Origin of the sequence: Chryseobacterium sp. CBo1, assembly GCF_001693475.1 — a bacterium.
GTDB lineage: Bacteria > Bacteroidota > Bacteroidia > Flavobacteriales > Weeksellaceae > Chryseobacterium > Chryseobacterium formosense.
Map to the genome: position 1 here is coordinate 93,489 of NZ_MAUH01000070.1, position 26,569 is coordinate 120,057.

General features: G+C 37.4%; 28 protein-coding genes. 20 read left to right on the forward strand and 8 right to left on the reverse strand.

Annotated features, from left to right (window positions below; genetic code table 11):
• From istB to BA768_RS20100, 3 genes are all read left to right on the forward strand, one after another.
• Positions 1 to 738 carry an IS21-like element helper ATPase IstB gene (istB, locus tag BA768_RS20090; protein WP_065722160.1) on the forward strand — a complete coding sequence of 246 codons (738 nt, stop codon included), beginning with the start codon at positions 1 to 3 and terminating at the stop codon, positions 736 to 738.
• A 494-nt stretch (positions 739 to 1,232) separates the two neighbouring features.
• Entirely contained in the window at positions 1,233 to 1,439 is a 207-nt protein-coding gene (locus BA768_RS20095) for an IS110 family transposase (protein WP_065722161.1), read from the forward strand.
• 12 nt (positions 1,440 to 1,451) lie between these two features.
• Entirely contained in the window at positions 1,452 to 2,210 is a 759-nt protein-coding gene (locus tag BA768_RS20100) for a transposase (RefSeq protein WP_228388533.1), read from the forward strand.
• Between the two features lie 59 nt (positions 2,211 to 2,269).
• Here the strand turns inward: BA768_RS20100 and BA768_RS20105 are convergent, their stop codons facing one another.
• Together BA768_RS20105 and BA768_RS21380 are read right to left on the reverse strand one after the other, a co-directional pair.
• Positions 2,270 to 3,271 (reverse strand): DUF4062 domain-containing protein, encoded by a 1,002-nt coding sequence (locus BA768_RS20105; RefSeq protein ID WP_065722163.1) that lies wholly within the window; start codon positions 3,269 to 3,271, stop codon positions 2,270 to 2,272.
• 400 nt (positions 3,272 to 3,671) lie between these two features.
• Positions 3,672 to 3,824, reverse strand: coding sequence for a hypothetical protein (locus BA768_RS21380; protein WP_165601810.1), 153 nt, complete (start codon positions 3,822 to 3,824; stop codon positions 3,672 to 3,674).
• Between the two features lie 687 nt (positions 3,825 to 4,511).
• Between BA768_RS21380 and BA768_RS21575 the strand changes: the two genes are divergently transcribed.
• The 12 genes from BA768_RS21575 to BA768_RS20170 all read left to right on the forward strand — a co-directional run bounded on the left by BA768_RS21575 (position 4,512) and on the right by BA768_RS20170 (position 16,558).
• Positions 4,512 to 5,243: a cupin domain-containing protein gene (locus tag BA768_RS21575; RefSeq protein ID WP_083206757.1), complete on the forward strand. Its 732-nt coding sequence runs from the start codon at positions 4,512 to 4,514 to the stop codon at positions 5,241 to 5,243.
• 150 nt (positions 5,244 to 5,393) lie between these two features.
• Entirely contained in the window at positions 5,394 to 7,121 is a 1,728-nt protein-coding gene (locus tag BA768_RS20120) for a cbb3-type cytochrome c oxidase subunit I (RefSeq protein WP_065722165.1), read from the forward strand.
• A 2-nt stretch (positions 7,122 to 7,123) separates the two neighbouring features.
• A complete protein-coding gene (locus BA768_RS20125; protein ID WP_065722166.1) occupies positions 7,124 to 8,113 on the forward strand; it encodes a cytochrome c in 990 nt (329 codons plus the stop codon).
• Positions 8,113 to 8,373 carry a hypothetical protein gene (locus BA768_RS20130; protein WP_065722167.1) on the forward strand — a complete coding sequence of 87 codons (261 nt, stop codon included), beginning with the start codon at positions 8,113 to 8,115 and terminating at the stop codon, positions 8,371 to 8,373. Before BA768_RS20125 ends, BA768_RS20130 begins: the two co-directional genes overlap by 1 nt.
• A gap of 11 nt (positions 8,374 to 8,384) precedes the next feature.
• The gene (locus tag BA768_RS20135) at positions 8,385 to 8,786 is read left to right on the forward strand and encodes a cytochrome C (RefSeq protein ID WP_065722168.1); all 402 of its coding nucleotides are present in this window, start codon (positions 8,385 to 8,387) and stop codon (positions 8,784 to 8,786) included.
• A 788-nt stretch (positions 8,787 to 9,574) separates the two neighbouring features.
• A complete protein-coding gene (locus BA768_RS20140) occupies positions 9,575 to 10,006 on the forward strand; it encodes an RrF2 family transcriptional regulator (protein WP_065722169.1) in 432 nt (143 codons plus the stop codon).
• Positions 10,007 to 10,342: 336 nt separating this feature from the next.
• The gene (locus BA768_RS20145) at positions 10,343 to 11,272 is read left to right on the forward strand and encodes a class I SAM-dependent methyltransferase (RefSeq protein WP_228388529.1); all 930 of its coding nucleotides are present in this window, start codon (positions 10,343 to 10,345) and stop codon (positions 11,270 to 11,272) included.
• Positions 11,273 to 11,284: 12 nt separating this feature from the next.
• A complete protein-coding gene (locus BA768_RS21580) occupies positions 11,285 to 11,656 on the forward strand; it encodes a multicopper oxidase domain-containing protein (protein WP_065722170.1) in 372 nt (123 codons plus the stop codon).
• A 368-nt stretch (positions 11,657 to 12,024) separates the two neighbouring features.
• Positions 12,025 to 12,342, forward strand: coding sequence for a c-type cytochrome (locus tag BA768_RS20155; RefSeq protein ID WP_410493546.1), 318 nt, complete (start codon positions 12,025 to 12,027; stop codon positions 12,340 to 12,342).
• 44 nt (positions 12,343 to 12,386) lie between these two features.
• Complete coding sequence (ric, locus tag BA768_RS20160) at positions 12,387 to 13,106, forward strand: iron-sulfur cluster repair di-iron protein (RefSeq protein WP_065722172.1); 720 nt, start codon at positions 12,387 to 12,389, stop codon at positions 13,104 to 13,106.
• A 311-nt stretch (positions 13,107 to 13,417) separates the two neighbouring features.
• Positions 13,418 to 13,870 carry a hemerythrin domain-containing protein gene (locus BA768_RS20165; protein ID WP_065722173.1) on the forward strand — a complete coding sequence of 151 codons (453 nt, stop codon included), beginning with the start codon at positions 13,418 to 13,420 and terminating at the stop codon, positions 13,868 to 13,870.
• Positions 13,871 to 14,284: 414 nt separating this feature from the next.
• On the forward strand, positions 14,285 to 16,558 hold the full coding sequence (locus BA768_RS20170; RefSeq protein ID WP_065722174.1) for a nitric-oxide reductase large subunit: 2,274 nt from the start codon (positions 14,285 to 14,287) through the stop codon (positions 16,556 to 16,558).
• A 446-nt stretch (positions 16,559 to 17,004) separates the two neighbouring features.
• Here BA768_RS20170 and BA768_RS20175 read toward each other — a convergent pair whose 3' ends face one another.
• Positions 17,005 to 18,168: an NUMOD4 domain-containing protein gene (locus tag BA768_RS20175; protein ID WP_065722175.1), complete on the reverse strand. Its 1,164-nt coding sequence runs from the start codon at positions 18,166 to 18,168 to the stop codon at positions 17,005 to 17,007.
• Between the two features lie 310 nt (positions 18,169 to 18,478).
• On the opposite strand from BA768_RS20175, the gene BA768_RS21385 reads away from it, so the two are divergent.
• From BA768_RS21385 to BA768_RS20185, 3 genes are all read left to right on the forward strand, one after another.
• Complete coding sequence (locus BA768_RS21385; RefSeq protein WP_164463393.1) at positions 18,479 to 18,640, forward strand: hypothetical protein; 162 nt, start codon at positions 18,479 to 18,481, stop codon at positions 18,638 to 18,640.
• A 187-nt stretch (positions 18,641 to 18,827) separates the two neighbouring features.
• Positions 18,828 to 19,424 (forward strand): Crp/Fnr family transcriptional regulator, encoded by a 597-nt coding sequence (locus BA768_RS20180; RefSeq protein ID WP_065722176.1) that lies wholly within the window; start codon positions 18,828 to 18,830, stop codon positions 19,422 to 19,424.
• 340 nt (positions 19,425 to 19,764) lie between these two features.
• Positions 19,765 to 20,376 carry a TetR/AcrR family transcriptional regulator gene (locus BA768_RS20185; protein ID WP_065722177.1) on the forward strand — a complete coding sequence of 204 codons (612 nt, stop codon included), beginning with the start codon at positions 19,765 to 19,767 and terminating at the stop codon, positions 20,374 to 20,376.
• Between the two features lie 12 nt (positions 20,377 to 20,388).
• On the opposite strand, the gene BA768_RS20190 is transcribed toward BA768_RS20185, so the two are convergent.
• Both BA768_RS20190 and BA768_RS20195 read right to left on the reverse strand, forming a co-directional pair.
• A complete protein-coding gene (locus tag BA768_RS20190; protein WP_065722178.1) occupies positions 20,389 to 20,835 on the reverse strand; it encodes a hypothetical protein in 447 nt (148 codons plus the stop codon).
• A 143-nt stretch (positions 20,836 to 20,978) separates the two neighbouring features.
• Positions 20,979 to 21,251: a hypothetical protein gene (locus BA768_RS20195; protein WP_065722179.1), complete on the reverse strand. Its 273-nt coding sequence runs from the start codon at positions 21,249 to 21,251 to the stop codon at positions 20,979 to 20,981.
• A gap of 407 nt (positions 21,252 to 21,658) precedes the next feature.
• Between BA768_RS20195 and BA768_RS20200 the strand changes: the two genes are divergently transcribed.
• Positions 21,659 to 22,528, forward strand: coding sequence for a tyrosine-type recombinase/integrase (locus tag BA768_RS20200; protein ID WP_394363932.1), 870 nt, complete (start codon positions 21,659 to 21,661; stop codon positions 22,526 to 22,528).
• On the forward strand, positions 22,512 to 23,618 hold the full coding sequence (locus BA768_RS20205; RefSeq protein WP_065722181.1) for an IS91 family transposase: 1,107 nt from the start codon (positions 22,512 to 22,514) through the stop codon (positions 23,616 to 23,618). The genes BA768_RS20200 and BA768_RS20205 overlap by 17 nt, the downstream gene beginning before the upstream one ends.
• Positions 23,619 to 23,956: 338 nt before the next feature.
• On the opposite strand, the gene BA768_RS20210 is transcribed toward BA768_RS20205, so the two are convergent.
• The 3 genes from BA768_RS20210 to BA768_RS20220 all read right to left on the reverse strand — a co-directional run bounded on the left by BA768_RS20210 (position 23,957) and on the right by BA768_RS20220 (position 26,404).
• On the reverse strand, positions 23,957 to 24,871 hold the full coding sequence (locus BA768_RS20210) for a glutaminase (protein ID WP_065722182.1): 915 nt from the start codon (positions 24,869 to 24,871) through the stop codon (positions 23,957 to 23,959).
• 277 nt (positions 24,872 to 25,148) lie between these two features.
• Positions 25,149 to 25,442 carry a putative quinol monooxygenase gene (locus BA768_RS20215; protein WP_065722183.1) on the reverse strand — a complete coding sequence of 98 codons (294 nt, stop codon included), beginning with the start codon at positions 25,440 to 25,442 and terminating at the stop codon, positions 25,149 to 25,151.
• A 101-nt stretch (positions 25,443 to 25,543) separates the two neighbouring features.
• Entirely contained in the window at positions 25,544 to 26,404 is an 861-nt protein-coding gene (locus BA768_RS20220) for a helix-turn-helix domain-containing protein (RefSeq protein WP_065722184.1), read from the reverse strand.
• Positions 26,405 to 26,569: the final 165 nt, after the last annotated feature.

Here is a 26,569-nt window from a genome sequence, read left to right on the forward strand (position 1 = left end):
ATGAACGAACCGACAGTGAGCAAAGTGAAGCAAATGAAGCTTTATGGCATGCACAATGCCTTTAAGACCGCTATTGAAAGCGGAAGGACAGACCATTATACCCTCGACCAGTTTATATCGATGCTCATCGATGCCGAATGGGATGAGAGGCACAACAGGCGCATAGAGCGAAGCCTCAAAAATGCTAAGTTCCATTACAAGTCCAGTATTGAAAGTGTCAACTTCGATGACACCCGCAATCTCGACCGTAATCTGGTAATGCGTCTTGCAGGATGTGAGTTCGTAGAGAAAAATGAAAACATCCTGATCACAGGAAGTACAGGCGTGGGTAAAAGTTACCTGGGAACCGCATTGGGTTATCAGGCCTGTATCGAAGGCTTCAAGGTCAATTATTTTAATACTTCCAAGCTGTTTGCCAAATTAAAAATGGCAAAAGCAGACGGGTCATACCTGCGCGAACTAGCAAAAATACAAAGACAGGATGTTATCATCCTTGATGATTTTGGTCTTCAGGCTTTGGACAGTGCCAACAGGATAACCCTTCTGGAGATCATAGAAGACCGTCACAACAACGGATCCATCATTGTAACATCGCAGATCCCGGTGCAGGGCTGGTATGACATTATTGGTGAAAAGACCATTGCTGATGCTATTCTGGACAGACTTATCCATCAGTCCCACCGCCTGGAACTCCAGGGGGAATCTATGAGAAAAAAGAGAGGAGTTAACAGGGAGTAATTATTTATTATATTTGAATACTAATTGACACATGAAAAACAAGAGTTTTTATCAAATTTAAGGGTGGTCAATTTAAACCGAAATTACCTGGTCACTTTGAATTGGAATTGGGTGGTCAATATCACTGGAATTTACAATTTTAGTAGCCGGTTTGAAGCTTTGCGATGGTGAGGATTTCTAGCGGAAAACTTCAATTTTGCACAAATATTGAAACGAAGAACTACTGTTGAACTTAGCACTTTTTTCCCACTATTGCAAAACCCTTCCTATGTTTGCAATTCCTTAAATTTATTAAATATAAAACTATAAAAAGAAAGAACAAATGAGCAGAATAAGATAGGCAAACCCTTTAAGCATTTAAGCTTCACTAACATGATTATCCCTGCTCATTTTCTTGCTCGAAACCGTACAGTTTATTTGAACATAAAGTTCGTGTTAGGATCGTTGGTTGCAGTCAAGAATTGTTCTATCAGGAAAGAATAAAAGTATAAAAAATGGAAGAGAAAAACAACTACTGCGGTATTGATGTTTCCAGCGAGACGTTAGATCTTTATTTTAAAAATAAAGAAGGAATTCTTCAACATTTCCAGGTCACAAATACGGTTACCGGATTTCGGAAAATGATCAGATTAGCAGGCCGGGAAACTCACTTTGTGATGGAAGCTACGGGAGTTTATCACCTGCATTTGATTTTCTTTTAGAAGGAGCAGAATATTGCTTTTAGTGTTGTGAATGCGCTGCAGATCAAGCGCTACATCCAGATGCATTTGGAACGCAATAAATCAGACAAAAAAGATGCAAAGCGAATCTATGAATACGGTGTTGAGCGCCGACCGGAAATTTACGCCATGCCCGATACAGAGTACTTTGAGTGCCGTTCCTTAAACAATGCGATCCATGATCTGACGAAAGAAATTACCAAGTTCAGCAACCAGATTCACAGCATTAAAAAGTGTCCTTTTAATACGAAAACGATTGAAAAAAGCTTTGAGAAAATCATCAAAAAACTTAGAGAAGAGAAGCAGAATTTAGAGATAATTCTGCAACATAAACTGGTTGCCTGGGAAGCCGAAATGTTGAAATTAGTTACCAGCGTCAAAGGTATTGGAAGAAGAGCTGCGGCAGAACTGATCATCTATACCCAAGGTTTTAAAGATATGAATTCGTATAAACAATTGATCTCTTATGCAGGCCTGAGTCCCACAGAATATCGGAGCGGAAGCAGCATCCGTGGACGGGTTCGTATCTGCAAACAGGGCGGAAAACAGTTGCGCCATATTCTGTACATGTGTGCCCTAAATGCGAAGAAAACCAATGCTCAATGTAAGACCCTTTTTGACCGACTGGTAGAGAAAGGAAAAAACAAAAAAGCAGCTGTAATTGCGGTGTGCAACAAGCTGCTCAAGATTGTATTTGGGGTGGTAAAAAACAAAACAACGTACCAGGATAATTTTATTGTAAAAAGTGCTTAAAATGTTTGGTTTTTTACACAGTTCATGTTAGTTGCATACCCTTTTTGTCGAAGCCTTGATTAAGCTTTATTTGGTAATAACATACTTGTTAGGTTTAGTGCAATTTGTCCATCGCCTTCTTTTAAAACATCATAATAATCCTCGTAGTCTCGTGGGTCATAGTCGTCAGATGGGTCATAGTTTAGGTGTTGTTCATTATAAACTCGTTCCAATTTATCTTTAAAGTCAGTCGTCAGATTTTTAACTTTTTCATCTTTAAATAAAACTTTCGCAAATATTTCATACTCGTTAGACCTGTTAAGAGTAATGTACTTTTTGAACTGCTCAAATTCAATAAAAATATGTCTAAAGTTTTGAAATTTGAAAGTTGGATGAATTACTTCAATTTTACAGACAACCGTTTTGCCAAATTCAAAATTGAAGTTTAGGCAGATCGCTTTTGAGACAGGTTGTGGTTGTCCAATAAATTTCACTTTCAATTTTATTTCTCGTCCTGAATATGCGGCTGGTACAAGAAGGAATAAGTCCATTATTTTTTTTGTATTATCATATTCGTCTTCTATAACTGCTGTCACTTTTGGTGTTAGTAGTTCTTTAAATTTCCGTTGAAGTTTCGTTACTAAATCTTGTGGGTTTGAAAAAGTGTCAATAGTGTGTTTGTCTTTGAGTATAGCTTTGAAATTATTCAGTTTTTGAATTTTGTCATACTGAATGAGATTAGGAGTAACATTTGAATTTTCTTCATCAATGAGATAAATTAAAATTTCCTTGTTCTGTTCAACTGCTTTTTCATATTCTAATTGCGAATATGATTTCCCGCTATTGGGTTCTTCACTACCATATCTCATCCCTATAATACCTACATAGATGTCTGACTGCTCAACTTCTGAAATGCAAGTTGCTAACGGGGTTGTTTTTCTTGCCCCAAATTGTTCCATCCCTTTTACCACAACATCAAATTTTTCAAGGCTGTCCCAAACTTTTTTTCTCTCGTCTTTAAGGTCAAGGAAGGTTGATGATATAAAAACAGTTTTTCTTGTTGTACTTTTTTTCGTTGCCATTTATATAAGGTCTGTTTATCGTGAAGTATTGTCGTAGTAGTGCATCTAACTTGTTTATCCACGCTATTCTGTAGCGCATAACCACCCAAATTTGACTGGATATGCGATAAAATATAAGCGTTTTTCTTTTTTAGTTTTATCTGACTTCTTCAAAGATAATTAATATAAGTAATGGTTAAAATTTAATTTCGTATTTTTGTTCCAAAATTAGTCAAGACATGATTTAATTTTTCTTTGAGGTTTTGGAATGATTCATAAGCCTCAAAAGGTAACCATTGATACTTTATCCTTCGCCATAGAATTTCAATGAGATTTACTCTGGAGAATATGGTGTGGTTCTTAAAAATAGGTGAGCGGATATTTATTTATTCTGAGTTTAAATTTCGATTGTTTTTTGAGATTATTTTTGGTTATTTGATAATATAACTGCATTGATATTTGGATTATCAAACAATTGCAGATCATTTGTCAGAGATGCTTCATTTGTTCCTAATGTTTTTAATGAAAACTTGGCAAGAAATTCGGCTTGTCCGTTAGTTATTACTACTCCCACCGGTATAATAAAAATTTGGATCAGACTGGATTCCGCCATAGTAAGAAGTAAAATACAACTTCCTATGCTGGCATTAAACATAGAAAATACAAGATCGTAAAATCCTTGATTATTTGGTGTGGATGCAAACGCTCCAGATTTTGAAAAATTGTATAACCATTTTGGGCATTGGTGACGAGTAATTTACCATTTTTCATATCGATATTAGAAAAAGCCCGAAGACAGGCTGGTCATCGCTTGAAGTTACATAATAAGTTCCCTAAACTTGATTTCTCTCTTCAGGATCAAATTTCGCAATAAAAAAATCAGATTCTCCGCTTATATTTTGTGTTTGGAATGCTGTTCCCACAGTAGCTCCAGCTTTCTTTTCATCAATAAAAATATCTGGATCTTCGATGTTGCCATTGTTATCTCCTACGTAGTTTCATATTTTTTTATGAGCATTATTTTTTATTTGTATGATGTTTTTTTTACCAATTATCAGTTTGACTATATATTTAATACTCAGAGACATTAGAGCTTCTAAAAATATAAAAGTTTATATTGGTGCATCTTAGTTTAAAATGACTACCTTTGACATAAATGGTCTGGTCACATCTTTCTTCTTTTCATAATTTCCCGTAAGGCGTATCCTTATTCATTGACCACTAAATATTTGAATCAATTAATAGCAATAAATTATCTCATATGAATAATAATGATTTAGATGAGAGTTTTGGGACCTTGTCCCAAACGATCAACGAGCTTGCAAAAGTGGGCTATACGCACGATTTTAATCGTCAAGACAATTGTGAAATTTGTCACAATGAAAATATAATGCTTTCTCCTGTAGATTTTAAGATAGATAAGGTTTACAGGTTTGAAGGTACTTCCGATCCGGATTACCAGTCTATACTCTATGCAATATCATCCTCGAAGTTTAATGTCAAAGGAATTATAGTAAATGGTTATGGAATTTCGTCAGATGACGCAACTTCAAAAATTATCGAAAAATTATCCGCAAATCCTAGCAATGATATGATTGAAAATAAAAGGAATGACAGTACCTCAAAGCGTCCCGAGGGTGAACGTGTTTTAAATGCTTCAATGGTTGAGATAAATGTAAATGATCTCCTCAAACAAATTAAAGCTGAAAAAACATGGGCAGAAAATGATCGAAACTCGATGACGGTCTTCAAATCTGACACGATGCGAATTTTAATCATTGGACTACACCAAAATGCAGAATTAAAACCGCACACAGCAGCTGGTATTATTAGTGTTCAGGTTTTAGAAGGGCAGATAGAGTTCTCTACAGAACTTCAAAATACTATATTGGACAAGGGGCAGATGATTGCTTTGCATGAAAACATTCCCCACAGTGTAAAAGCATTAACAGATAGTTTTTTTTTACTAACACTTTCAATGAGCAGGAAGTAGTATAGTGAATGAAAAAGTAAAAAATTACGCTAATAAAATTGTCACTTTTTTGATGTAAGGACAGATATTTAAAGAAATTTATTATTTGTTATAAAATACATTTGATCGATTTTAGATATGCCTTAAAATATAAACCAAACCAAAATATAAATGATTGAACTTTTTAAAGAACCAGGTGTTCAAATTACCATTCTACTTCTCCTACTACCGATCATTTTTGTACTCATTCTGATTTTGGTGAAGGTAAATAAAATGGTATATACTCGATTGAAAAAAAATGAGTTAAGACAAATTAATGAGAATATCAGCAGGCTAAATGCCGATGAAATAGCATTATTACAGAAGAGAAAAAAAGAGCTTGAGTTTCAATTATCAGGTAATGAAATTGCTCAAGTCAGCGAAATCAGTGATCCGCGAGGATTAATTGATGAAGCCAAGGAAGTTCATGACCTTCGGTTTTTTCAAACAAAAAGAAAACAGGATAAGAATATAAAAGTTCCAGAAGAAGAAAAGAAGCTTATACTTTGGTTTCTCGGGAGTAGTGTATTTTGGCTCTTGGTGGGAACTTCTGTCGGAGAATATCTAGGAATTAAATTTGTCGCTCCAGATTCTGATCAAATAAGTTGGTTGAGTTTTGGAAGATTAAGACCAGTGCATACGAATATTGTTTTTTGGGGCTGGGCATCAATGGCCATGGTTGGATTATCATATTATGTTGTTCCTCGTGTGGGCAATACTATAATTTACAACTTAAAATATGGATATTTCTCATTAATTCTGATGAATGTAGCAGTTCTCTCAGGTAGTATATGTCTGATGTCTGGAATTAATAATAGTGGTGGAGAATACAGAGAATATATATGGCCTGTTATGTCGCTATTTGCTATTGGAGTTTTTTTATCCATTTTTAACCATTTTAATACTGTAGCGTCACGTAAGACCGATGAAATCTACGTTTCAAACTGGTACATTGTTTCGGCAATGATGTATGTTATTGTGATTTTACTAATTGCTTATTTGCCATTCTGGCAGGATGGGTTAGGAGAGACAATAACTCAGGGTTATTATATGCATCAAGGAGTGGGAATGTGGTTTATGTTTTTTAATCTTGGATTAATGTATTATTTCCTCCCCCAAGAGCTCAACAGTCCAGTATACTCGTACAGTTTAGGTATATTGGCATTCTGGACTCAAATTTTATTTTATACGCTCATTGGAACTCACCACTTTATCTTTAGCGCAATACCCTGGTGGATGCAAACAATTGCGATTGTTGCCAGTGTTGGTATGGTCATTCCAGTCACTGCAGGAACTGTAAATTTTGTAATGACCATTAAAGGTTCATGGCATCGCCTGAAGCTGAGTTATGTACTTCCATTTTATGTTGTTTCTATTATTTTCTACTTTACAGGTTCTATGCAGGGAACGGCAGAGGCATTTCGAGAAACCAATCTTTTGTGGCATTTTACAGACTTTACAGTCGCCCATTCGCATATAACCATGTATGGTATTGTCACTTTTATGCTGTGGGCTTTCATGTATACCCTCGTTCCAAGATTAACATCTCTTGAACCTCCTAATATTATGGTAGGGCTACATTTTTGGCTGGCATTGATTGGGGTATTAGTTTACTCTGTCTCACTGATGATTGGTGCTACAGAAAAAGGAATGCTTTGGATAGAGAAAAAACCATTTATAGAGGGTGTTGTTAAAATGGCTCCATACTGGGTATGGCGAGCGATAGGCGGAACAATGATGTGGATTTCACATATTATTTTCGCTTACAACTTTTACAGAATGATTAAGCCTACAGTAAAAATTATTTTACCGCGATCACCATCTGAAATTTTGGAGATTGTTAACAAAACAAATAACTAATTATGGAGTTTTTTAATAGTCATAAGAAGCTTTTCTCTTCCGCATTAGTATTCTTCCTTTTTTTAACATTAATCATATGTATTCTTCCTGCGCTTAACAATCAAAAAACGTATCAACCATTACCGGGGAGCAGAGCACTTACCGAAGAAGAAAGTAGAGGGAAAGCAATTTATATTCAAGAGGGTTGCGTAGGATGTCATACACAACAAGTTAGAAATGTTGATATGGACGAAGTTTTTGGAGATAGACCAAGTTTGGCAGTTGATTACGCCCGGAATCGTCGTCTTAATCTTTTTCAGAATACAGCGACGTTGATGGGAACAGAACGAACTGGTCCTGATTTAATTAATATAGGAACGAGGCAGCCAAGTAAAGAATGGCATTATTCCCATCTCTATAACCCAAGGTCAGTCGTTCCAGAATCAATCATGCCATCATATAAGTGGTTATTCCTCAACAAAGAAAGTCTAGATCCGGGCGATATCGAAGTTAGTGTTCCAATCGAATTCAGAAAGGGGATTGAAGGTAAAATTGTTCCTTCCAAAGATGGCAGAGCTTTGATTGCTTATCTCTTAAGCTTAAAACAAACAGGTCTGCCAACAGGAAAGCCTTCAGGAGATTTTCTATATAAGATTAAGAAAAAAACTTTAGAAGCTTCTGGTGATAATAATCTTCCGGACGGGGAAGCATTGTTTACGACAAACTGTGTGAGTTGTCATCAGACTAACGGGGAAGGATTACCTGGAGCTTTTCCACCTTTAAAGAACAGTCCTGTTGTATTAGGAGAAAATCTTGAACTCTATATAACAATAATAATGAAAGGTTATGATGCTCGTCCTGAGTTTGCGACAATGCCGGCAGTAGGAACCAATGCGGGTTTCACAGCTGAAGATGTTGCTGCTTTAATCAACCACGAGAGAACAAGCTGGGGAAATCCGGGTAAAAAGGTAACAGTAGAAGAAGTAAAACTTATAATGGCTAAAATTAAATAATGACTAACAAGAAAATTTTAACCCTTTTATTTGCGCTTTTTCACATGCTATACAAAGCCTGTGATGCTTGCAAATTGCAGCAGCCTGAAATTACTAAAGACCTCACGCATGGAACTGGTCCTGAGTCAGAATGGGATTGGCTGATTGTACTTATTATAGTATTTATTACCCTTGTAACACTTTTTCACTCCGTTAAATTCTTAATAAAGCCGGGAGAAAAAGATACAAACCATATTAAAAATTCTGTACTCCATTTTTAATCTCTTACACTATGGAAAAACATAACGCACCCGTCTTTTTATACATTGATGAAGAACCGCTTCCTATCGCAGAGCTTCAAACTCCTATAGTCTTCAATATGGATACTAAAAAACTTACTGATGGTGAACATGTTTTAAAGATTATCAGTAAAATAGGAGGAAAAGAAGGTATAAAAATTATACATTTTATCGTACGTAATGGACCTCTTATTGAACTTGAGGGGTTAGTTAATAAAGAAGTGGTGAGTGGTGTATTACCTTTAATGATTAATTCTTATGACACAGGAAAAAGACAGAGTTTTATAATCAAAGGCAGCGAAAATCCGCGTACAATACCAGTTTGGATTTGGATTATAGTTTTGGTTTTTATGGCATGGTCTGCCTTTTATATATTTGAAAATTTTAGTCTTTAGAAAATACATATTTAAATCCCAAATTTTATACGGTAAAATGTAAAACTACTATAAGATAATTACGGTATCTGATGTAAATTCTATAGTAGTTATTTTCCTTTAAAAACTCCGATATTTCTTTTAAACCATAACCTTCCTTTTTTCACTTCTAAAAATAAATTATTTAAGCAAACGACCGAATTTATAATTGAAATTGGTAATATTTTATTAAGTAAAAATACAGTTGCTGATGTTTCCAATTATGTTTATGGCTTAGATAACTATAATGCAAAGCAGAAAATTAATACAATTTCTCCGGAAAAAATAGAAGAATTTCGACAATTTAGATCGAAGATTAAAGATTTTTACAATCGGTTACAAGATGCACATGTTTTCATCTGATAAAGTAATTATTGTTAATTTAAGACCTTTTAAAACTTGTTTATAAGATCTTTAAATATGACGTACGTGTGTTTTTTTTCTTTACATTTCGTTCTGACAAAATTTGTGTTTAGTTTTGCAGTTTATACATTGCAAACTGCAATCAATTTATTCATTGATCTAACAGTGGATGTATCTGCACCATCAACAATATCTTTTATAATGATTCCTTTCCACTTAAGCCAAATACCATATTAATCGTTTTATGAGGATTAGTTTTTATCTATAAATAGCGCTTCGAGGTTTTGCGGTGGAAAACTTGATCATACAGATGCTAACAAACCTGACATCTGTCAGTAAATAAATAAAAGACCATAAACTCTTTTATTATATTTTAATTGTATATTTGTACCGTAAAATAGATGTAAATGTTTTCTAAAACCTGTGAATATGCGATCCGTGCACTGATTTATATCGCCCAGAAGTCGAGGGACGGCAGCAGGGTGAGCATCAAAGAAATTACCGGCGGAATCGATTCTCCCGAATATTTCATTGCTAAAATTTTGCAGGATCTGAGCAGAAAAGATTTTGTTCAGTCTGCAAAAGGCCCGAACGGTGGATTTTATATGGATGAGCAGCACCGCAAGATTACGGTTGCAGAAATTGTGCGGGAAATGGATGGTGACAAACTGTTTTCAGGATGTGGGCTTGGTCTTAAAAAGTGTTCGGAAAATCATCCGTGCAGCATTCATAATGAATTCAAGCGGATTCGGAACAGTATTAAAGAAATGTTGGAAGGATCGCCGATATCCTTGTTTGTGGAAGATCTGGATTTGAATTTAACCTTCCTCAAAAGGTAAAAAAATTTAGCATAATAAAAGACAAAAAGGTATTAATTCTAAAGTCATGAATATTCCCGTAAGAAATCCTCTGCTTTATAGCCTCCTCCATTTTTGGCTCGGAATGGTAACGGCGGTTAGTTTTATAGAAACACCTCTTAAATTTCAGGTTCGGGGGGGATTACGCTGGAATTTGCTCTGAAGCTGAGTCAGCTGGTGTTCGATGCATCCGTCAAAACCCAGCTCGTGTTGGCTAGTGCGATGATCCTCATTGCGATCCTAAACCCAAAAACTTCCAGGTGGGTCTGGCTGAACATCGCAGTGCTGATTCTTATTTTGCTGCTCCAAAAAATATGGATGTTAACAGTAATTGATGCGCGCGTAGATTTGCTCATAAAAGGCGCGCCGCTTCAGTCTACAGACCTGCACAATGTTTTTATTTATTCGGAAGTGCTTAAATGGATGTTACTCATTACCCTAATAATTTTACAAACTAAAAAAATCAAAATAATGAATACCGAAAATATTGATAAAATGTCGGGACACTGGTTGCTCGCAAAAGTCGGAAAGAAAGTTTTACGTCCGGGTGGCAAATATCTCACTCAAAAGATGCTGCACCACCTGAAAATTTCTGCCACTGACCGTGTGGTCGAATTCGCGCCCGGCCTAGGGTATACTGCTAATTTAGCGCTTCAACAATATCCCGCTTCGTATGTCGGAATTGATGCTGACCCTGAGGCGGTAGCTTATTTAAGTAAAACCTTTAAACAGGTGGCTGCACGCTTCGTCCTAGGGAACGCAAGCCAAACGGCTATGGAAAATGGGTCTGCAGACAAAGTGTATGGCGAAGCTATGCTGAGCATGCATGCCGATCACAGAAAATCAGAAATAATCAAAGAGGCGCACCGGATTCTGACCGTTGGTGGTCTATACGCCATCCACGAATTAGGTTTAGCACCGGACAGTTTGGATGAAAACCGAAAAGCCGCTATACAAAAAGAGCTAGCCTCTGTTATCAAAGTAAACGCCCGTCCTCTCACGGTGAAAGAATGGCGGTCGCTGCTGGAGAAAGAGGGTTTCCGCGTTACTGACGTAGAGACGGCACCAATGCATCTGCTGGAACCTGGCAGATTGATCAGTGATGAAGGATTTGGGGGTTTTCTGACGATTGTTAGAAATATCATCACCCAACCCGACATACGGTCCCGGATCAGACAGATGAAAAACGTATTTAAAAAATATGAGGAACATCTCTGCGCAGTTTCCGTTATCGCCCAAAAAATATAAAAAACAGTTATTATGAAAAAAGCTTGGTTTAAAACAGCAGTAGTTCTTCTTTCTCTTAGCCTCACTAGCTGCAAAGAGAACACCCAGAATACCGCCGGAAGTGATCGTAGCGAGGCTATTGAAGCACAGGGTAATCCTGATATTTCACCCGTCACGTCTTTGCCGAATGTACCTGCACCTGTAAGCGACAGAAAAGCAAAAGAACTCATCGTGAATCTTGAAGTCATTGAAAAAGTAGGCGAGCTGGCCGACGGTACGCAATATAACTTCTGGACGTTCAACGGAACGGTACCGGGGGCATTTATCCGGGCCAGAACGGACGATGAGATTGAACTGCATCTTAAAAATAACGAAAACAACACATTCCCCACAATATTGATCTGAATGATGTAAATGGTCCTGGGGGCGGCACTGGGGGAAGTTTTGTAGCATCCGGAAAAGACGCGGTTTTTACTTTTACAGCCGCCAGCAACCTTGGGTTATATGTTTACCATTGTACAACAGTACCTGCCGGAATGCATATCGCCAACGGAATGTGTTTATTCGCGCAAAGGTTTACATGCGTTCTAGAAACACGGTCTCAGTGCCGATACGCAGATGACCGCCAACAAAATTAAACAACAGATCGAATTATAACCTTTAAATAGTATACAATGAAAAACTTAATTCTTACCACAGCATTCCTGGCCTTTGCGTTAAATTCTTGCGCCGACAAACAGGAAATAGCCTCCAACCAGCCCGAATCGAATGTCATGATCCCAGAACCGCAGGTCGCTGCTCCCGCTGAGACTGGCGCAAAAACCGAAGCAGCAACTTCCGAAGCCGACGGCGAAAAACTTCTGGCAGGTATGGACTGTCTTTCGTGTCATAAAGTGGATGCAAAACTCGTGGGGCCTTCTTATCAGGATGTTGCTGCGAAATATTCCGAAGCAGATCTTGATATGCTTGCTCAAAAAGTAATCGAAGGCGGTAAAGGAAACTGGGGCGAAATACCGATGGCACCGCACGCCGGACTCAGCAAAGACAATGCGCAGAAAATGGTGAGATATATTCTTTCGCTTAAGAAATAAGCATTAAAAAATTTAAGCTAACAAAACAGATAAAAATATATATTATGAATCTTAAAACAGATTTTATTGGCGATATCGTTGCACAGGATTTCCGGGCAGCAGCCATATTCAAAAAAAACGGCATTGATTTCTGCTGTAAGGGTGGCAGAACCATTGATGAAGCATGCGAAAATAAAAACCTCAATACGCAGCAGATCTATAGCGACATCGAAGCTTTAAGCAGTAATGAGGGCGGTTCTATTGATTTCAACAGCTGGCCCTTGGATTTATTGGTAGATTATGTGGAGAAAACGCATCACCGGTATGTGGAAGAAAAAACGCCCATTCTACAGGCTTTTCTTGATAAACTCTGCAAAGTACATGGTGCGGGACATCCTAAACTTTTTGAGGTCAAAGCCTTATTTGACGGTTCGGCTCACGATCTCAGTGCACATATGAAGAAAGAAGAACTCATTCTTTTTCCATTCATTAAGCAGATGGTAAAAACAAAGATTGCGGGCGAAGCTCTCGCAACACCTGCTTTCGGAACGGTTGAAAATCCCGTTAATATGATGAAGCACGAGCACACCGCAGAAGGCGAGCGCCTGCGCAGTATCGCAGCACTGACAAACGAATATACACCTCCCGCAGATGGCTGCAACACGTTCCGCGTGACATATGCGATGCTGGAGGATTTTGAAAACGATCTGCACATGCACATTCACCTTGAAAACAATATTCTTTTCCCCAAAGCGATCGATCTGGAACAGGAATTAACTGTATAATTTAAGCATAAACCTGCTCACGGGTTACTTTGTTGCACCTGTTTTTACGGCGCCTAAATTGACCATAAAATTAGCCCGTTCGATGAGTTTGTAAGAACGGAGGTAAATCGCGGCGCGGTTCAGGACCATAGAGACGGACGAAATGTGTCGTAAGTCGATCCGTTGGCAGTATTTGGGGTCACATCGCAGATATTGCACTGGTGATCTTCATTATTGCACGCAAAAACCTGCTGGCCACCGAAAGAAAAAAGATAAGGTTTAACCCAAAAGAACGGTCATTTTTATGGCTACTCTTTTTATAATGTTAGGAAATGAAAAGAAACGAAAATTTAATGCTGCTCTCACGGGATCATCATTTTGGTTTGCTCTGCTGCTGGAAAATCAGAGAAGGCATTAAGAAGAATATTGCTTATGAGCGCATCAGAGATTATGTCATTTATTTTTGGGAGTACCATCTTAGCGACCATTTCGATATCGAAGATAACGTTCTTCCGGAAGCCCCAGAAGAAAGCCTGCAAAGACAGCTGAACGGCGAGCACGGTGAAATCAGGAAGCTTGTGAAGTGCATCAGTCAGTCCGGCAATCTTCAGCTTTTATCTGCATTCGCTTCAGCCCTGAAATCTCATATCCGTTTTGAGGAGCGTACCCTCTTTCCGCATTTGGAAGAAATGCTCGGTAACCCCAGCTTAAATGAAATTGGTAAGCAACTGCGCGACCTTCATAAGCCTTTTGGGGAGGAATATGCCGATGAGTTTTGGAAGTGAAAAAAGCCGTAGTATACGTTTTTAAGCAGTAGGTAAATCTTTTTGTGAAGGCGCAGTACCGGGATTTATATCGCTATACGATAGAATCGTGGGGCAGCGGTAATTTAGATATATAATTATTTGTAAATCCATTAGTTCCGAGTTTAGAATCGTACCTTACAAAAAATACTGACGATGAAAGTAATACCACACACGAATTTAAAAACTAACTTTCAGATTTTGCAATGCCCCATTTAATTACAATCCGGCTTTGCAACTGGCATCGGTGTGAAACCGATGGATCATTTACGTTCGACATCAAAATGCCACGCCGCTTCCATGCGATAAGCTGAACATATTCTCATTTGGCAAAAAACTTCCAGAGCAATTTTAGAACTAATCACTGCATCTATAAACACCAAAATCAACAATCTCATGAATCAAGAAAGAAAACTATGGATTACGTTTATCCTAATCACAACGATATCGTTGGGAATTCTGGGGTATTACGGCCACGAAATTTATCAGAAGGCACCACCGCTGCCGGAACGTGTCGTTACTACAACAGGACAGGTAATTTTTGAAGGACAGGACATCAAAGACGGACAGAACGTTTGGCAAAGCATGGGTGGACAAGAAGTTGGCTCAGTATGGGGACATGGAGCCTACCTTGCGCCGGACTGGACTGCCGACTGGCTTCACCGTGAAGCACTCTATATCTTAAACCGATGGTCAGAAGCAGAATACGGAACATCCTATGAAACCCTGGCAAGCGAAAAACAGGCCGGACTGGAACGCAGACTTCAGCTCGAACTCCGTAGAAACACTTACGATCCCCAAACCGGCGATATCACCGTTACGCCCATGCGCGCCGAAGCCATCGAGTACCTGAATCGCTACTATGCAGGACTCTTTATGGAAAATCCTGAACTGGACGAGCTGCGAAATAATTATGCCATACCAAAAAACGCGATAAAAGATCCGACACGGATGCGCCAAATGAGCGGATTCTTCTTCTGGGCCACCTGGGCCTGTGTTACAGAACGTCCCGACAGCGAAATAAGCTATACGCATAATTGGCCGGCTGAAGAACTGGTGGGGAATAAACCCACAGCCAACCTTCTGATCTGGACCGGTGTCAGCATCATTCTGCTTCTCATAGGAGTCGGCGGAATGATCTTGTACCATGCACGGTTGCGCGAGGACCATCTGCCCGAAATGCCTGTTGAAGATCCGTTGATGCGCCAGGTATTGACCCCTTCCATGCTGGCAATTAAAAAATACATCTGGGTGGTGAGTCTACTGATTCTTATTCAGGTTACCGCAGGGGTAATTACTGCTCACTACGGCGTTGAGGGTGATGCCTTCTATGGTTTTGACTTGGCAAGCACACTTCCTTATTCGATCAGCCGGACGTGGCATGTGCAGCTCGGCATATTATGGATTGCGACAGCGTGGCTGGCGACAGGTCTTTACATCGCACCCTCAGTTGCAGGAAAAGACCCTAAATATCAAAAGCTTGGCGTCAACTTTCTTTTTATCTGCATACTCATCATAGTATTGGGTTCTATGGCAGGCCAGTGGATGGGCGTGATGCAAAAACTTGGACTTGAAACCAACTTTTGGTTCGGTCATCAGGGTTATGAATATGTTGATCTTGGTAGGTTCTGGCAGATTTTCCTCTGTGTGGGACTGTTCGTATGGCTTGCATTGATGTTCAGACCGCTGATTCCCGTCATAAGAAGCAAAACCGCAGAGAAAGGGTTACTTACCATGTTTCTTGTCGCTTCCGCAGCCATTGCAATATTCTATGCAGCCGGGCTGATGTGGGACAGACAGACAAATCTAGCTATTGCTGAATATTGGCGTTGGTGGGTGGTCCACCTTTGGGTAGAAGGATTCTTCGAAGTTTTTGCTACCGTCGTATCAGCATTCCTTTTTGTCAGATTGGGATTGCTGCGTACCAAGACAGCCACCCTTACCGTAATCCTCTCCACGGTGATCTTTCTTTCGGGCGGAATTCTGGGAACATTTCACCACCTGTATTTCAGTGGAACGCCCACCGCCATCATGGCAATAGGGGCAACATTCAGTGCGCTGGAGGTTGTGCCACTGGTCTTGATAGGTTATGAAGCCTACGAAAATTACCGCTTAAGCAAAGCTACGAAATGGCTTGTAGATTATAAGTGGCCCATTTACTGTCTTGTAGCAGTCGCATTTTGGAATTTCTTCGGTGCCGGAATTTTAGGATTTATTATCAATCCGCCAATAGCGTTATATTACATTCAGGGGTTAAACACCACCTCGGCACATGCCCATGGAGCCTTATTTGGGGTGTACGGAATGCTCGGTATCGGTCTTATGCTTTTTACACTCCGTAGCATGTACCGTATACAGAAATGGAATGATAAGCTGATTGGTTTTGCCTTCTGGTCCATTAATATCGGACTGATGCTGATGCTCGTCTTGAGCCTGTTGCCAATGGGGATCCTGCAGGCCATTGCCAGTGTAAATAAAGGAATGTGGTATGCCCGCTCTGCGGAGTTTCTGAAAGGTCCCGGAATGGATAACATCAAATGGCTCCGTATTATTGGCGACACGATTTTTGCCGTCGGACTCTTTGCCTTTGTCTGGTTTGTCTTTTCACTGAACCGTAAAAAACACTTGAAAGAGCTCCACGCACATGATGACGAATCCCATCATCAGTAAAAGACCCCGTCAATTCTATTAAACCGTCCGGAGTATGAATTATCTTAAGTATTTACTTTTGAACTTCATGCTCCCGGTGGTTTTTTATTACCGGGAATCATCTCCTTTTTTTAGGGTTACGCATGCACTTCTGGTTGATTTAGGGTTGTAAAGATAAGAATCTCAGACGCCCTTTCAGGTATAGATACGTTTTCCTCTTTTATTCTTAATAAGAAATCTGTCGATGCTTGAAGCAGATATCTTCGAAATCGCAGTTAGTTAATGTCCGAAGGAGTATTAGGTGCTTTTATATGATAAATTTGAATAAATATGAATTCAAATGCCACCCAAGATCTTATCATCAAAAAAAAATAGCGCAGTTTAATAAGGAGTTGCGTCTTGGCAATCTATCGTTTTCTGAGACCAATTACTTATATTATCATTGCGCCTAAAGCGAAAAGGTGATTTCATATTTTTCCTTTTAGCACTGAATGTATTGAGTGTAGCGACAGTTTGCTGTGATCCAAGTTCCAAAACGGATAATTATTGTTTATGACAAGAAAGGTTTGACCAAATATATCAAATTCTTTTACATAACAGTAAAATAAAAGTTTGGCAATTGTAATAGCTTTTTTTTTGCCGTTATAGTTCAAAATTGTGTACAGAGACTGATGAGTTCCGTCAGTATGTACAAATTGGGCTAAGATTTGTTCTTTTAGAAAGATTCTTCTACCTGCTACTGTCCATCCCTCCGTCCTTTTAACCCTCCCTTTATCAGATATCAAGAACCTTTCATCGAAACCAGGAATAGGCTTCCATCCTTCATCCGGCATATCATGTAAAGACATATTCATACATGCAGGAGGGTTTTTATGATCAACACTTGGTTTTCCCAGTTTTTTCCAAAGAGAGACATTAAACACATCAGGTTTACTATCACCTTGGCCACTCACTGTAAAATCTGCTTTCTCGGGAATATAGGATTGCAGAAACCAACGGAATCCACCAGCTGTCAAAAATTCTTTATGGATAACATCCATGATAGATTCAGCACTTTGTCCTATTTGTTTAGCAGCTTCATAAATACTGTCAAATGAAGAAACCAATTTACCTTCTACTGTGTATTGATTAACCGGTTGCTGATAGATAACATGGCGGTTTCTTGCTCTATTACCTGTGAATATTCTTAAGCTTCTTTCGCTTGCTGAAACCTTTAATAAATTACAGGAATGAACATGAAGTCCGTTACCGTCCTTTGAGATAATTGTAATGCGCCGGTCATTCAAATCAAACCTTTCTATAAAATGATAATATACCAGACGGGCTACTGATTTTCTATATTTTTTACCTTCCAGGGATAAGGTACAATGAACATTATAGCTATTGCTTTTAAGATAAGCATTTGATTGCTTCACAAAAATTAGTTTCATTATTAACTCCGGCAGCTTCCAATCGTGTCCTGTTGGAAGAGAAATAAAACGTTCTCTGCTCTTTAACCGCCCATAGTTTGAAATGGCATAATTTTCAAAACCTTCGATGAGTTTCCATTCTTCATTTTGGAGATTTCTCAAAGAAGTGTTGTACAGGACTTCTTTTACATACTCATCTACAAATTCTTCGGGAAGTTTCATACCTGTCTACAATAAAATAGATTATACTTTTCAGCTGACTGACCGTTACAAAAATATAAAAACTTTCCACTTAGATCCATACTCACATTATCAAAAATATATCAGCAAAAATGATGTTAGATTGCCTATTCTAAAGATATCATTTTTTGAGATTGCAATATTATACTATTATTTCTTAAATATTCTAAAATGTGTATTTACTCAGGTAGATACTATATAAGATAATATTATTCTACAAAACCGTCATAATTTTTATTAATGGTCTGCTTTATGCTATAATACAGTAAGTCATTTAAACATCCCATTAAATATGAAAAATTCGAATAACTTAGAGAACACATCTGGTATTACAAAAGAAATCGAACGTCAGAAAGCAATTAAAGCATTGGAAAAGGCAAAATCATTAAACCGGAAAGTTGTTTTTCTTGCTAAGGGAGCTTCAGGACATGTTAAACCGAATATTTTGTTTTAAATAATCAGAAATTAAGTATTTTTTTGATCGTTTTTTGAGATTATTTATGGTTATTAAGTAAAATATTTTTATTGACTTTATAAATGTAATAATAAAAATTTTTTATCATATTCACTGCAAAAATGGTTTAGTTTTTGGACTCGACCACAAACTAATAATACCATATTTAAACTTTAATTTTTTAGTTATGATAATCAGTGAAGATCTTTTATTAAAATACGGAGCAGATTTTTCAGATTTTCAATCAGGTGAAACTATCTTTTCCGAAGGTTCAGATCCTAATTTTTATTTTCAGGTTTTTACCGGAACTGTTGGATTGCAAAATTTATTTGATGATGGTAAAGAGCTCATTCAAAATATTATGACAACGGGAGAATGTTTTGCAGAATCATTCCTTTTTAATACTAAGCCTTACAATGTAACAGGTATTGCTATTACTCAATGTAGTATTTTAAAGCTTCGGAAAAATGACTTTTATAAGTTGTTAGAAGATAACGATCATCTTTCTTCTATGTTTTTGAAATACTTTTCATCTTGTCTGTATGATAAGTACTTTATGATGCTTAATCTTGCAGCGGCAGACCCAATTAACAAAATTCAAGCAATATTAAACATCCTTAAACGAGATAATAATTGCAAAAAACCCTTTTCCTTTCAAGTTCCTTTAACACGTCAGCAGATAGCCAATCTGACAGGATTGAGAGTAGAAACAGTAATCAGGACTATTAAAAAAATGCAAACTAATGATGCTGTAAAAATTGAGAATGGTAAAATCTTTTGCTAAAAATAATTGCTATAAACTATATAGATGTTAGTATTAATTAATCATTAAAATGTAGATAGATTGGGTAAAACACCTAAAAAGACATTCCCCCAGCACTGACAATAATTAATTAATTTGCTATCGTATCATGTATCAGCGGTTCATTAAAAATTTTATATTTGTATAGGGAATCGTTTTATACTCCTTTACACAAATTTTACATAGAAGGGTTAAAACTCGAATTGTTTTAACCCTTTATTTATAAATTATAAAACTATTGGGTATTTAAATTATTGCTATCGTTTCAGTAAAATAAAAATAAAGTAATCTGCTTTTAGCATTCACAATAAATTCAAATACAATGAGAAAAATTGTTCAGGGACCAATTAGGGATAAGGGAAAGACGAAACAAAGGCTATTAGATGCAGTCGGAAAAATTTTGAAAACAAAAGGGTATTCAGGATTGATGGTTAGTAAAATCGCAGCAGTTGCCGGTTATGACAAAAAACTTATTTATGAATATTTTGGAAGTACGGATAAACTTATTGATGAATACCTTAAATCAAAAGATTACTGGAATACTGCTGATGAAGAAACAGCCAATGTAGATATGAAAGTTCATGGAAATGAGTTGCTAAAATTGGCTTTACTTAGTCAATACAACGATTTAAGAAAAAATAAGGAACTTCAAAAACTTATTCTCTGGCAACTATCAGAAAATCGAACAGAAATAAAAAAGCTTTTTGAACAGAAAGAAAAATCCAGAGAAGCTTTATTTTTAAAATCACATCAAAAATCTGAAGAATACAGAGCGATTATCGCTGTATTAGAAGCGGGAATTTACCATCTTAGTTTATGTGCATCTACAAATGGAAGTCATTTCTGCGGAATAGATACAAAATCTGATGATGGAAGAAAAAAAATTGAAAAAGCAATTATAAATATTTTAGATTTTGCAGAAGAGAAGTTATGATTACTACAGTTTTTAAGAAAAAAATATCATATTTAAAGATAAAATATTAGGACAGTTTTTAATTTTAACTGTTGTTAATTGATTTAAACCACAAGCGAATTCATTTAATAATGGTAGATTATTAATTTCAAGTTTATTCAACTTATTTCTTGCGATATATAATTTCTCTAATTTAAAAAAATCCTTAATTATAAATTCTTCAATATTGTTGATTGTAAGTGATAAATAGGTCAAATTTCTGAAATACCGTACGTCATTTGCATTTGTTAAGTTTGTTTCCATTAAACTTAGTTTTTCCAGACTTTCAGCTTCATTTTGTTCAATACGATTGTTTTTGTTTGAGTCAATTTCAGGATATTTTGCTAATACTATTTTTTCAAATTCTGAATTCTCAAATTTCAAACTTTGAGCGGAACATATCGCTGTAACAAGTAAAAAAACGGTTAATATAATTTTCATAAGTTTCAATCATGGATAGTATTGTTTAAAATTTCAGGCATTATTCAAATTTACGAAATTTTACAAATCATTTTTCTCATCGTTTTCTGATATTCATTGAGTGTTACAGGAGTTTTAAAAGCAATTACTTCTAATTTTTATTATCAATTTATTTCATCTTCTTTGCCTTGCATTGCGCTATTCAAAATCTGCTCAGCTTCCGAGAAAAATATATTAAGTGATATTTCAAAACCATTTTGCATGAAGAAAGTAACTTTTCCATCATTATTGTGACTTAAAAAAACAACATTGCAAACGTTTATTAAAACTGGCTTTCCTAATACTTTTGCACCTTCTAAAGAATTTGGTCTTTTAATACTAACAATAATTGTCTGTTTGACGTAAATTAAACCGCTGTTAGTGCATTTTAACTTCATACAATATTTTTATTATTTATCGAACAATGTAAGAATAAATCTTAATATTCAAAAAGTATTGAATCGTTTTTTGAGACTTTATTTGATCTAGAACGTTTCGGGGCTCCTTTGCGATGGTGGGGCATTCGAAGCACAAATCTTCAATTTTGAACAAAATTTGAACCGAAGAACTGCCGTTGAACTTTGCAGTTTCGCCCCACTATTGCAAAATCCTTGTTGAACTAAACCTCCGGTAGCTTTTCCCTTCGCTGTTTTATTAACTTTGGTTAAACAAAAAAAAATCTATAAAATGGCTCAAAAAAAAATCTCCGGAGGAGTTAAGGGTAAACAAAATTCTGAACCGTGCCTCGAGCGAAGTTAGTGGTTTTGCCGAACTGCTGCAACGCTTCGAAAGGAATATTTCGATCTTGGGCAGGAGCCCCAGAACGTTCGACAATTATTCCCGCCATGTGACAGCCCTGGCACTGCATTTTAAAACCCTGCCTACCGAGTTGGATCCCGAACAGGTCAAAGATTATCTTTTTGAACTGCAGCAACGCTCCAAAACTCCTTCCCAAACTTACTTTAAACACACCGTTTACGGACTTCGCTTTTTATTGAAAACGGAAGGCCTGCCTTATAGTTTTCTGCATCTTCCCGCTATTCCACAAGTGAAAAAGCTTCCTGTCATCCTGAGTCGGGAAGAGATCTGGCGTATGCTTCAATCCGCCGAACTCCTGAAACATAAACTGCTCATCGGACTTATTTACGGCTGTGGACTGCGGTGTATGGAAGTAAGGAATATCGAACTTCAGCATCTGGATTTTGACCGGAAGATGTTACATGTTGTTCAGGGTAAAGGGAGCAAAGACCGGTATGTTCCTTTGTCGGAACATTTGATCCGTGGACTGAAAACCTTTATCAGTATTGAGAATCCTAATCAGTATCTGTTTAATGGCAATCAAAACAGGAATATCGAAGATATTGATGTTTTAGCTCCGAATAGAAAAGATTTCGATTCCCGCTACAGTCAGCGTGGCGTGCAGTGGGTAATAAAAACCATCTCTAAAAAAGCAGGCATCACCAAAGAGGTGCACACCCACACGCTACGACACAGCTATGCGACTCATCTGCTGGAAGACGGTGTTCCGATCATTATGGTGCAGAAACTTCTGGGTCATGAGCGTATTGAAAGTACAATGGAATATCTTCATGTGTGCCAGCTCTCGGACCAAAAACCGCACAGTCCTTTGGATACGGTATTTACTTTATGCAGCAGGAATGCAGGCCCGAAGTAAAGGTGCGAATGTAGCAGAAGTTCTTCGCAAAATCAATTTATCATCCCAAAACTTCAGCGTTCATCAGGAAAAGACATTGCGGGCATTGTCCAACTGCCGGACTTCTGCCTTGGGTGGTCATATTGATACGTGTGATGGTTGCGGAAATCTTTCCATCAGTTACAACTCCTGCCGTAACCGGCACTGTCCGCAGTGCCAGGGTCATAAACGGGAAGAATGGATCCAGAAGCGCGAACAGGACCTCTTGCCCTGCAGCTATTACCATGTGGTTTTTACCCTGCCGGAGGAGTTGAATGGGCTCGCAATATCCCAGCCCCAACTTATTTACAAGATCCTGTTTGAGGCCGCCTGGGCCACTTTGAACCAGTTCGGCAAAACCGAAGGCCTGCAGCTGGGCATGATTGGTGTTTTGCACACGTGGGGACAAAACCTGAGTCTTCATCCGCATCTGCACTGCATTGTTCCGGGTGGTGGCCTCACGATACAGGGAAAATGGAGAAAGAAAGTAAGAACCAACAAATACCTCTTTGCGGTAAAAGCGCTGAGCAAAGTGTTCAGAGCCAAGTTTGTGGCATCCTTAAGAACTTGTGGAATTACTGACCGGGATTTAATGGAGAAACTCTTCACCAAGAACTGGGTCGTATATGCCAAGCGGCCTTTTGGCGGCCCGAAACAGGTGATCGAGTACTTGGGGAGATACACTCACAAAGTCGCCATCAGCAATCACCGCATAAAAGAAGTGACGGATCAGCAGGTCCGTTTTGAGTACAAGGATTACCGCAAAGGCGGCGAAAAAAAGGAAATGACTCTTGCAAACACGGAGTTTGTCCGGAGGTTTTCGATGCATATTTTACCGAAAAGATTTGTAAGGATCCGGCATTACGGCATCCTGAGCAGCAGCTGGAAGCGTGGGAAACTGCAGGCACTGCAATCCGATTTAAAGATCAAGATCCCGGAGGTAACACCCAAAACGCTGCTCCGGAAATGCCGCTGCTGCAAAGCGGGAAACCTTATTACCATTGCTGTTTTCGGGCAGCGCGGTCCGCCGCAGGAATTTCTTTTCGTTATCCAACCATTGTCTGCAAAATAACCTTTGCGGGTAAGGGAATTTATATGCTGCAGCGAAGAAAAACCTGCAGAAAACCACTCATAAAGGCTACCAAATGCCACAAAAAAAAGCAGTCATTCCAAAAAACTGCTTTGTTACCCTAAATCCTAAAATCGAAAACTCCATAGACGGCCAAAAAAGCTCCCGGAGCTTCCGTTCAACGGGCTTTCATTTCTTGTCCTGCGGACAAAACGAAAGCTTAGTTATTGTGTACAGTTTTCATGTGTTATTATTTATTTTTATGGGTCACATGGAATACGCCAGATTGGTTATAATATCATCTTCGGTTGGTGATTTGTTCCAATCATGGCTATTTCATCTCAAAATATCGATAACTGAGATTTTGTTGTAAACTCTTCAAGAAATTTCATCCCTTTATATGAATTTCCTTTTTCATTCAATTTCGGACTCCAAACTGCAATCGCATAATGATTTGGATGGATTGCAACAATCCCTCCTCCAACACCACTCTTTCCAGGAAGTCCAACTTTAAAGGCAAATTCTCCAGATTCGTCATATAAGCCACAAGTTTGCATTAGTGCATTTATTCTTTTGCATTGGCTTTTGGTAAGTATCGAATTGTTAGCAAATATGTTACAGCCATTGTTTGCTAAAAACAAAAATAATTCTGAAAGCTCTTTGCAATTCATTTCAAGAGAGCAAAGATCAAAATAGAAGTCAAGAACATCTGAGGGTTCATTTTCAATATTTCCAAAGGATTTAATGAAATTACATAATGCCACATTTCGAAATCCTACGCTTTTTTCTGAAGCAGCTATTTTGCGTGAATAGTTTAATTCTGAATTATTGGAAATGCTTCTAATAAAAGATAAAAATTCTTCTTTTGGGTTTTTCAGATTGCTAAGTAGAATATCTGAAATAACAATTGCTCCAGCATTTATAAAGGGATTTCGAGGTATGCCTTTATCTGCTTCAAGTTGAACTAGAGAATTAAATGCTGTTCCTGAAGGTTCTACTCCAAGTCTTGTCCAAATTTTCTCGCCAAGAATACTATATGCTAAGCTTAGTGAAAGTACTTTTGCAATACTCTGAATCGAAAATTTTTCGTTAAAATTGCCAATACCAAAATTAGTGTGGTCAATTGTTGATATAAATACTCCAAAACTTTCCGAATCAACGTTAACCAACTCAGGAATATAAGATGCCAATCGTCCTTTGTCATCTGTATTTTTAACCTCTTCATAGGTTGCCCTAACTATTTCTTCTAAATTCACCTCTTTTTTAATTTAATTGTACACAACGGTTACGTATTGGCGATGGTGCGGCTAAAAATGCAAACTTTTTCTATTATAAATTAATCTTCGGCAAATCTGAAATCTTCAAACTTGCTTTCCCTCCGCACTATTGCAAAACCCTTTGTTATTGTGTGCTGGGCTTCTTCGTCATTCTACGCTTAATTTATTATCAAGCTGTTTTGTAAACAAAGGCAACCTGTCCAAATTCCTTTACAGAACTTTGACAGGCAGCCATTTTATAATAATTGTGGTGTATTTATTTAGCCGCTAAAACATCCAATTTCTCAATAGATGGTGCAGTAGCCAACAATTCAGGTGCATTTTCCATTAACGCCTTTGCAATCTTACCACCAAGATGTGCTTCTCTGCCCTCTTCATCTGAAAAAGTGTCAAAAATGCCAAATGTAGAAGCGTCAATACGGAACGCATACCATGTAATAGTACCCGTTTCTTCATTAGCAAGTGGCAATGCACTTGTGATAAAGGCTTCAACATCTTTTTCTTTTCCTGCTTTTGCTTCTAGTCGAACTAATAATCCTAATTTTTTCATGTCTTTTTATTTTTTAAATTAAACCAATTTTGTTTTAACAAATGTAGCACCTTTAAACTTGTGGTGCTTTTTTATTTAGTTCAAAAACTTATGAAAAAAGGTCAAGTTTTCATCATGTTTTTTGGACTGTAACCAAATTCATTTTTAAAGGCTGTGCTAAAATTTGATAAGCTATCATAACCAAAGTCCATATAGATTTCTGATGGGGTTGCTTCATTATTAAGCAATAATTTTTTGGCTTTGTTGAGCCGTTTTAGTTGAAACCATTTTCCTGGAGACTCTTGATATAATTGTAAAAATTTCCGCTTAAAAGTAGACAGGCTCATGTTGCATAGAAAAGCAACCTCGTCAATATTCAAACTCGTGTACAGATTTTTTTCAATGACCATTTTAAAAGATAATTCTCTTTCATTGATTAATAATGAATGTAGATAAACAAAAAAACTTTGCCCATACTTATCAGCCAGATATAGCATAATTTCTTCAAATTTCAATTCCAGAATCTTTTGTGAGATTGTTTGATTCAAGCCATAAATTTGTTGAATAGAATTAATAAAATGGATAATAAAATTGTCTTTTTTGATAAGGAAATAGGGACTATTGTTCGTTGTTTTATTTAAGTCTTTTGGGTTAAATAAATGCCCATATTTCAATAAAAAATCATTAATGTTTTTTTGAGAAAAGAAAAAGAGTAGGCAACTATAACTATTTGCCCCTACAATTTCTGTTGTTAAAAAATTCCCCGATGCAAGAAGTAAGGATTGTGCAGGATTTATCGAAACGATGTCATTAGAAAAGTGAATGTCCTTTTGTCCATCCAACAAAAAACTGAATACATTTTTGTTTAGGTTAATCTTATTTTTGGAAACATGTTTATATACTTCGTAATTAGCAATTTGCAGGTCTGAAGTGTCCGTGTAGTTATTTTCAAATAAATCTTCTGGAAAATTTGTAATGTCCATAATAGTGTTGTTTTAAAACATTTTGGAATTGTAAATATATTACATTTCTATTTCAAAAATTGTTTGCTAAAGTTTGGATGAATAGGTCGTTTAGCCTTGCACACAACTTCCAAATTTACGCATTGCGTCAATCCAAACTATATGATATTCGCAAAGCCATTTGTG

What these genes read in the sequence shown, in the direction of transcription:
- istB (WP_065722160.1), top strand. Translation starts at nt 1, where the DNA reads ATGAACGAACCGACAGTGAGCAAAGTGAAGCAAATGAAGCTTTATGGC.
- BA768_RS20095 (WP_065722161.1), top strand. Translation starts at nt 1,233, where the DNA reads ATGGAAGAGAAAAACAACTACTGCGGTATTGATGTTTCCAGCGAGACG.
- BA768_RS20105 (WP_065722163.1), bottom strand. Translation starts at nt 3,271, where the DNA reads ATGGCAACGAAAAAAAGTACAACAAGAAAAACTGTTTTTATATCATCA.
- BA768_RS21575 (WP_083206757.1), top strand. Translation starts at nt 4,512, where the DNA reads ATGAATAATAATGATTTAGATGAGAGTTTTGGGACCTTGTCCCAAACG.
- BA768_RS20120 (WP_065722165.1), top strand. Translation starts at nt 5,394, where the DNA reads ATGATTGAACTTTTTAAAGAACCAGGTGTTCAAATTACCATTCTACTT.
- BA768_RS20125 (WP_065722166.1), top strand. Translation starts at nt 7,124, where the DNA reads ATGGAGTTTTTTAATAGTCATAAGAAGCTTTTCTCTTCCGCATTAGTA.
- BA768_RS20130 (WP_065722167.1), top strand. Translation starts at nt 8,113, where the DNA reads ATGACTAACAAGAAAATTTTAACCCTTTTATTTGCGCTTTTTCACATG.
- BA768_RS20135 (WP_065722168.1), top strand. Translation starts at nt 8,385, where the DNA reads ATGGAAAAACATAACGCACCCGTCTTTTTATACATTGATGAAGAACCG.
- BA768_RS20140 (WP_065722169.1), top strand. Translation starts at nt 9,575, where the DNA reads ATGTTTTCTAAAACCTGTGAATATGCGATCCGTGCACTGATTTATATC.
- BA768_RS20145 (WP_228388529.1), top strand. Translation starts at nt 10,343, where the DNA reads ATGTTAACAGTAATTGATGCGCGCGTAGATTTGCTCATAAAAGGCGCG.
- BA768_RS21580 (WP_065722170.1), top strand. Translation starts at nt 11,285, where the DNA reads ATGAAAAAAGCTTGGTTTAAAACAGCAGTAGTTCTTCTTTCTCTTAGC.
- BA768_RS20155 (WP_410493546.1), top strand. Translation starts at nt 12,025, where the DNA reads ATGATCCCAGAACCGCAGGTCGCTGCTCCCGCTGAGACTGGCGCAAAA.
- ric (WP_065722172.1), top strand. Translation starts at nt 12,387, where the DNA reads ATGAATCTTAAAACAGATTTTATTGGCGATATCGTTGCACAGGATTTC.
- BA768_RS20165 (WP_065722173.1), top strand. Translation starts at nt 13,418, where the DNA reads ATGAAAAGAAACGAAAATTTAATGCTGCTCTCACGGGATCATCATTTT.
- BA768_RS20170 (WP_065722174.1), top strand. Translation starts at nt 14,285, where the DNA reads ATGAATCAAGAAAGAAAACTATGGATTACGTTTATCCTAATCACAACG.
- BA768_RS20175 (WP_065722175.1), bottom strand. Translation starts at nt 18,168, where the DNA reads ATGAAACTTCCCGAAGAATTTGTAGATGAGTATGTAAAAGAAGTCCTG.
- BA768_RS21385 (WP_164463393.1), top strand. Translation starts at nt 18,479, where the DNA reads ATGAAAAATTCGAATAACTTAGAGAACACATCTGGTATTACAAAAGAA.
- BA768_RS20180 (WP_065722176.1), top strand. Translation starts at nt 18,828, where the DNA reads ATGATAATCAGTGAAGATCTTTTATTAAAATACGGAGCAGATTTTTCA.
- BA768_RS20185 (WP_065722177.1), top strand. Translation starts at nt 19,765, where the DNA reads ATGAGAAAAATTGTTCAGGGACCAATTAGGGATAAGGGAAAGACGAAA.
- BA768_RS20190 (WP_065722178.1), bottom strand. Translation starts at nt 20,835, where the DNA reads ATGAAAATTATATTAACCGTTTTTTTACTTGTTACAGCGATATGTTCC.
- BA768_RS20195 (WP_065722179.1), bottom strand. Translation starts at nt 21,251, where the DNA reads ATGAAGTTAAAATGCACTAACAGCGGTTTAATTTACGTCAAACAGACA.
- BA768_RS20205 (WP_065722181.1), top strand. Translation starts at nt 22,512, where the DNA reads ATGCAGGCCCGAAGTAAAGGTGCGAATGTAGCAGAAGTTCTTCGCAAA.
- BA768_RS20215 (WP_065722183.1), bottom strand. Translation starts at nt 25,442, where the DNA reads ATGAAAAAATTAGGATTATTAGTTCGACTAGAAGCAAAAGCAGGAAAA.
- BA768_RS20220 (WP_065722184.1), bottom strand. Translation starts at nt 26,404, where the DNA reads ATGGACATTACAAATTTTCCAGAAGATTTATTTGAAAATAACTACACG.